This window comes from Amycolatopsis sp. ATCC 39116 (genome assembly GCF_000231075.2).
GTDB lineage: Bacteria > Actinomycetota > Actinomycetes > Mycobacteriales > Pseudonocardiaceae > Amycolatopsis_E > Amycolatopsis_E tucumanensis.
Genome location: NZ_AFWY03000023.1, coordinates 94,522 through 100,521, shown reverse-complemented (window position 1 = coordinate 100,521; position 6,000 = coordinate 94,522). Strand labels below are relative to the sequence as shown.

At 72.9% G+C, this 6,000-nt stretch carries 5 protein-coding genes and 1 pseudogene; 3 read left to right on the top strand and 3 right to left on the bottom strand.

Features of this window, described 5'->3' with window-relative positions:
* Positions 1 to 826, bottom strand: an 826-nt coding sequence (locus AMY39116_RS0323070; protein ID WP_020419998.1) for a serine/threonine-protein kinase, incomplete at its 3' end; no start/stop codon positions are given.
* Between the two features lie 67 nt (positions 827 to 893).
* Positions 894 to 1,631, bottom strand: a complete 738-nt coding sequence (locus AMY39116_RS43450) for a VTT domain-containing protein (protein ID WP_020419997.1) — start codon at positions 1,629 to 1,631, stop codon at positions 894 to 896.
* Between the two features lie 45 nt (positions 1,632 to 1,676).
* On the opposite strand from AMY39116_RS43450, the gene ligD reads away from it, so the two are divergent.
* Genes ligD through AMY39116_RS0323050 form a run of 3 tightly spaced genes read left to right on the top strand, consistent with a single transcriptional unit; the run spans position 1,677 to position 4,802 of the window.
* A complete protein-coding gene (ligD, locus tag AMY39116_RS0323060) occupies positions 1,677 to 2,696 on the top strand; it encodes a non-homologous end-joining DNA ligase (RefSeq protein ID WP_020419996.1) in 1,020 nt (339 codons plus the stop codon).
* Between the two features lie 26 nt (positions 2,697 to 2,722).
* On the top strand, positions 2,723 to 3,784 hold the full coding sequence (locus AMY39116_RS0323055) for an AI-2E family transporter (RefSeq protein WP_020419995.1): 1,062 nt from the start codon (positions 2,723 to 2,725) through the stop codon (positions 3,782 to 3,784).
* A gap of 7 nt (positions 3,785 to 3,791) precedes the next feature.
* Positions 3,792 to 4,802, top strand: coding sequence for an LLM class flavin-dependent oxidoreductase (locus tag AMY39116_RS0323050; RefSeq protein WP_020419994.1), 1,011 nt, complete (start codon positions 3,792 to 3,794; stop codon positions 4,800 to 4,802).
* 236 nt (positions 4,803 to 5,038) lie between these two features.
* On the opposite strand, the pseudogene AMY39116_RS45610 reads toward AMY39116_RS0323050, so the two are convergent.
* A pseudogene (locus tag AMY39116_RS45610) lies at positions 5,039 to 5,953 on the bottom strand (IS481 family transposase); the annotation flags it as partial.
* Positions 5,954 to 6,000: the final 47 nt, after the last annotated feature.

Sequence of the window (6,000 nt, the reverse complement as noted above, 5' to 3'; positions counted from 1 at the left end):
CGGCCGCGGGCTGGCGGCCACCACCGTTGAACAGCGGCGGCGACACCAGCGTGCCGCCCTTGGTGTCCTTCTCGCCGTTGGCCAGCGCGGCCAGCCGGTCGCGGGCCTCCAGCATGGTCGGCCGCTCCTCGGGCTCGACCCGCAGCAGGCTCATCAGCAGCGCGGTCGCCTTGCCGGACTGGCGCGGCGGGATGACCTGCCCGTTCGCCGCCGTGTAGAGCAGGGCCAGCTGGTTGGAGCTGTTGCCGTAGGGCGGCTGGCCCTCCAGCGCGTGGTAGAGCGTCGCGCCGAGGGAGAAGACGTCGGAGGCCGGCGCCGGGTCGGAGCCGCGCGCCAGCTCGGGCGCGAGGTAGGCCGGGGTGCCGCCGATCAGGCCGGTCTGGGTGAGCGTGAGGTCGCCCGCCGCGCGCGAGATGCCGAAGTCGGTGATCTTCGCGGTGCCGTTGTCGTCGATCAGGATGTTCGCGGGCTTGATGTCGCGGTGCACGATGCCGGCCCGGTGCGCCACGACCAGCGCGGAGGCGACCTGGTGCCCGATGCGCGCGACCTCGGCCAGCGGCAGGGTGCCCTGCTCGGCGATCACCGCGGAGAGGCTGCGCGAGGGCAGGTACTCCATGACGAGGCACGGATCCCCGCCGTGTTCGGCGATGTCGAACACCACGATGGCGTTCGGGTGCTGGAAGCGCGCCGCGTTCTTCGCCTCGCGCATCGCACGCTGCCGCATGCTGTTGCGCTCGGCTTCGGACATGCCCGGCTGAGCGAGGATCTGCTTGACCGCCACGGAACGCTCGAGGCGCTCGTCGACCGCGCGCCACACGACCCCCATGGCGCCGCTGCCGATGTGCTCAACGAGGCGATAGTGCCCTGCGATCAGCTGACCGGTGTCGATGGGACTACTCCTCGGAAACTCTCCGCAAGTGCTGGGTTGGCTCAGCGCGAACGATCTCCTCGCGCACCGGGTCGAGTGTAGCGGGCTGCCCGGTGCGCCCGGCGTAAGCAGTCCCGCGGGCGATTCGGGCCAGGCCAAGGGCCCCGGCGAGTGCGAAGGCACCGTAGCAGGCGAGCAGCGCGGGCGGTGTGCCGCCGGTGAGCGCGTCGCCCAGCACCACCACCGCGACCGTGCCGGGCAGGCTGCCGAGGACGGTCCCGGCCAGGTACGGGCGGAACCGCACGGACAGGATTCCGCAGCAGTATCCCAGTGGCGCGAAGGGAACCAGCGGGATCAGCCGCAGCGACGCCACCGCGAGGACGCCGCCGTCGGCGAGCCGCTCGTCGACCGCGCGCACCACTTTCCGTTCCAGGTGGCGGGACACGAGGTCGCGGCCGACCAGGCGGGCCAGTCCGAAACCGAGCGCGCCGGACACCGCGGTCGCCGTGATGGCCACCACGATGCCGAGCACGTCACCCAGCAGCAGTCCCGCCGCGAGGTTGAACACGGTGCGGGGTATGGGCGCGACGGTGAGTACCGAATAGGCGGCCAGGAACACCAGCGCGGTCACCGGACCCGCGCCCGCGGCCCAGTTGCGCAGTTCCGCGGGACTCGGCACGGGGAGTGTGAACGCCGCCACGACCGCCCCGGCGAGCAGGACGAGCGCGATGATCATCTTCAGGCGGCGGGGCACGACGTTCACGGTAAGGCACGCGCGGAACCGGCCCGGCGGGGCTACGGTGATCCGGTGGCAGGACGTGGCGAAGCGGTCGAGTACCAGGTCGGCGACCGGGTGGTGCGGGTGTCCAATCCGGACAAGGTGTACTTCCCGGAGCGCGGGATCACCAAGCGGCAGGTCGTGGAGTACTACCTCGCGGTCGCGGAGCCGTTGCTGCGGGCGGTCGGGGAGCGGCCGACGACGCTGAAACGGTTCCCCGACGGGGTTTCCGGCGAGCCGTTCTACGCCAAACGGGTCCCCAAGGGAGCGCCCGAATGGGTGCAGACCGCGCGGATCACGTTCCCGTCCGGGCGCACCGCGGACGAGGTCTGCCCCACCGAGGCGGCGGTGTTCGCGTGGGCGGCCAACCTCGGCACGCTCGACTTCCACCCGTGGCCCGTCCGGCGGTCCGACGTGGACCACCCGGACGAACTGCGGATCGACGTGGACCCCTCGGACAGCTCCGGGTTCGGCGACGCGGTGCGGGTCGCGCTGGTGGTGCGCGAGGTGCTGGCGGACGCCGGGCTGACCGGGTACCCGAAGACCTCCGGCGGGCGCGGGGTGCACGTGCTGGTCCGGATCCGGCCGGAGTGGGACTTCGTGGACGTGCGGCACGCGGTGATCGCGCTGGGCCGCGAGGTGGAGCGGCGCGTCCCCGACCTCGCCACGATCGCGTGGTGGAAGGAGGAGCGCGGCGGCCGCGTGTTCCTCGACTACAACCAGGCGGCGCGGGACCGGACCGTGGCCTCGTCCTGGTCGGTGCGCGGCACCCCGCGGGCGACGGTGTCGACGCCGCTGACCTGGGAGCAGCTGCCCGAGGCCGACCCGGACGACTTCGACGTGCTCACCGTGCCGGACTGGCTGGCCGGGCACGGCGACCCGCACGCCGCGATCGACGACGAGGCGTTCGGCCTGGAGACGGCGCTGGAGTGGTACGCCCGCGACGAGCGGGACCACGGGCTCGGCGAGATGCCGTACCCGCCGGACTACCCCAAAATGCCAGGTGAACCGAAGCGCGTGCAGCCGAGCAGGGCGCGGCCGGAGGGCTGACGGCCGCGCGAGGATGGCGGTGCAGGATGACCGAGAACCCGGCCACGGGCCGGCTGCTCCACCGCTCCGCCGTCGTGTGCGCGCAACTGCTGGTGGTCGCCGCCGCGCTGTGGGTGCTCGTCCGGGTGCTGGCCACGCTCGCCGTCGTGGTGATCCCCGTCGCGCTCGCGCTGCTGCTGGCCGCGCTGCTCGCGCCGGTGGTGACCTGGCTGGCGCGGCATCACGTGCCGAGGGCGCTCGCGACGGCGGTGGTCCTGGTCGGCGGGGTGGCCGCGGTCGGCGCCGTGCTGTGGTTCGTGGTCAAGACCGTGCTGGACAGCCTGCCCGACCTGCGCACTCAGCTCGCTGGGAGCTACCAGGAGCTGCGCGGCTGGCTCGCCTCGATCGGGGTGCGCCCGGAGCAGCTGGACCAGGTGGCGACGCAGGCGCGGGAGTGGGTGGCGGCGAACCAGCAGTCGCTGGCGAGCGGCGCGTGGAACGCGTTCTCCACCGTCGGATCGGTGCTCACCGGGCTGGCGCTGGCGATCTTCGTCCTGGTCTTCGTGCTCTACGACGGCGAGCGGATCTGGCGGTTCCTCACCCTGCCGTTCCGCGGTTCCGCCCGCCGCCGGGTGGACCTCGCGGGCAAGCGGGCCTTCCACGACCTCACGGCGTTCATGTACGCGCTGATCATCGTGTCGGCGGTGGACGCCGTCGGGATCGGCATCGGGCTGTGGGTCACCGGGGTGCCGCTGGTGGTGCCGCTGGCGGCGCTGGTGTTCCTCGGCGGGTTCGTGCCGATGATCGGCGCGTTCGTCACCGGCCTGCTCGCCGCGCTCGTCGCGCTGGTCGCCGAGGGGCCGTTCACCGCGCTGCTGGTCGTCCTGATCGTGATCGCCGTGCAGCAGCTGGAGGGCAACGTGCTGGAGCCGATGATCACCAGCAAGGCGGTGCGGCTGCACCCGGTCGCGGTCATCCTGGCGATCGCGGTCGGCGTGCAGCAGGCCGGGGTGATCGGGGCGCTGCTGGCGGTGCCCGCGCTCAGCACGATCCGGGCGGTCGCCGCGACGCTGCTGGAGCCGGAACAGGCGCCGGGGCCGGCGTGTTGACCAAGGTGTGAAGCTGTCCGTGCTCGACCGGTCCCGCACCCGCGAAGGCGGCACCCACGCCGAGGCGCTGCGGGAGACCGTCGCGTTCGCGCGGCAGGCCGAGGCACTGGGCTACCACCGGTTCTGGGTGTCCGAGCACCACAGCGTGCCGGGCGTGGCCGGGTCGGCGCCCACCGTGCTGGCCGCCGCGGTCGCCGACGCCACCTCGGCCATCCGCGTCGGCACCGGCGGGGTGATGCTGCCCAACCACCAGCCGCTCGTCGTGGCCGAGCAGTTCGGGGTGCTGCAGGCGCTACACCCGGGCCGGATCGACATGGGGCTGGGCCGGTCGGTCGGGTTCACCGGTGGCGTGCGGCGCGCGCTCGGCCACGACAAGGACGACGCGGACCGGTTCGGCGAGCAGGTGCGGCTGCTGCTCGGCTACCTCGACGGCACGCAGGACGAGTTCCCCGGCGTGCACGCGTTCCCGGCGGAGGGGCAACCGATCCCGGCGTTCCTGCTGGCCACCGGGGCGGGCGCGGACCTGGCCGCCGAGCTGGGGCTGCCGCTGGTGATCGGCGCCGTGCGCGGTGAGGGGCGCATGATCGAGGCGATCGGCCGCTACCGCGAGTCGTTCGTCCCGTCGGTCCGCTGCCCGGCGCCGTACGTGATCGTCTCGGCGACGATCGCGGTGGCCGGGACGAGGGAGGCCGCGGAGCGGTTGCTGGTGCCGGAGGCGTGGTCGGCGGCGTGGTCGCGCACGCACGGCGTGTTCCCGCCCCTGCGCCCGGCGGCGGAGATCCTGGCGGGCCCGATGACCGACCGGGAGCGCCGCTACTTCGACGACGCCCGGGAGGGGCAGATCGCCGGCACCCCGGCGGAAGCCGCCGCGGCGCTGGAGGGGCTGGTGGAGCGCACGGGCGCGGACGAGGTCCTGGTGACCACGAGCACGTACGACCGCGCGGAGATGCTGGAGTCCTACCGGCTGCTGGCGGAGGCGGTTTTCGCGCGCAGTGCCGCTGGTGTGGCTGGCTGGTAGGAGCCGGGCGTCCGGCTCATCGTGGGATGGGCGTGCAGCTCAGCCGGGTTAGGCGGCTCGCGACCGTTTCCGGCGCGACGCGGCTGGACGGTAGGGCGCTGCGTCTGCCGACGGGGCCGATCTCGGCCGCCGGGCTCGTCGTGGGGTTCGGCGGGCAGCCCGGCCGGCGTTGGGCGGCTTCGCGGCCGTTTCCGGGCGCGGTGCGGCCGGGGTGGCCGCACGGTGAGCCGGGCTGTTAGGGCGGAGTGTGGGCGTTCAGTGTTGTAGTGCTGGACCCAGGTGGGCAAGGCTGTCAGGCGGTGGGTGTTGGAGGTCCAGGGCTGGGCGTAGGCGAATTCGGTGAGCAGGGTGCGGTGGAAGCGTTCGGCTTTGCCGTTGGTCCAGGGGCAGCCGGGTCTGATGTAGCGGCGGCGGAGCCCGAGGGCGGTGCGGACCGCGGCCCAGCAGGTGCCTCGGCGGTAGGCCAGGGCGTTGTCGGTCAGGATTCGCAGCACGGTGATGCCGTGGTGGCGGAACCAGGCCACGGCGCGGTGCAGGAACGCGGCGGCGGTGGTATCCCGCTCGTCGGGCAGGGCCTCGACGTAGGCCAGGCGGGTGTGGTCGTCGATGGCGACGTGCAGGTAGTCGTAGCCGATACCGCGGCCGCGGACCTGCTCGCGGCGGCCGTGCACCCGCCAACCGCCGCCGTCAGGCACTCGCCCGAGTTTCTTGACGTCGATGTGCAGCAGTTCGCCCGGGGCGCGGCGTTCGTAGCGGATGCCCGAGTGCCGCCGCCGCACTGGCATCCCGGTGATCGGATCGATCGCCGACAACGGTTGTACGTCCCGACGACGCAGGACACGACCGACGGTGGAGGCCACTAGCCCGAGCTGCCCAGCGAGGAACACCGCACCCCGATGGCACTGCTGACGCAACGCCAGGATCGCGGCTTCGGTCTCCACAGGCAGGCGGGTGGGGCTGTGATGCGGGCGGGAGGAGCGATCGACCAATCCCGCTTCGCCCTCCTCCCGATGCCGCGCCAGCCACTTATAGACCGTGGACCGCGCCACCCCGAGCTGCTCAGCAATCCGCGCCGGCGGCCACCCCGCCTGACAACGCTGCACAATCAACTGCCGGGCATACACCGTGGTGCGTGCATTAGCGTGACCCATCGAGGACCTCCAGGGCTGGTAGTGGATGCGTCGCAACACCCACTCCG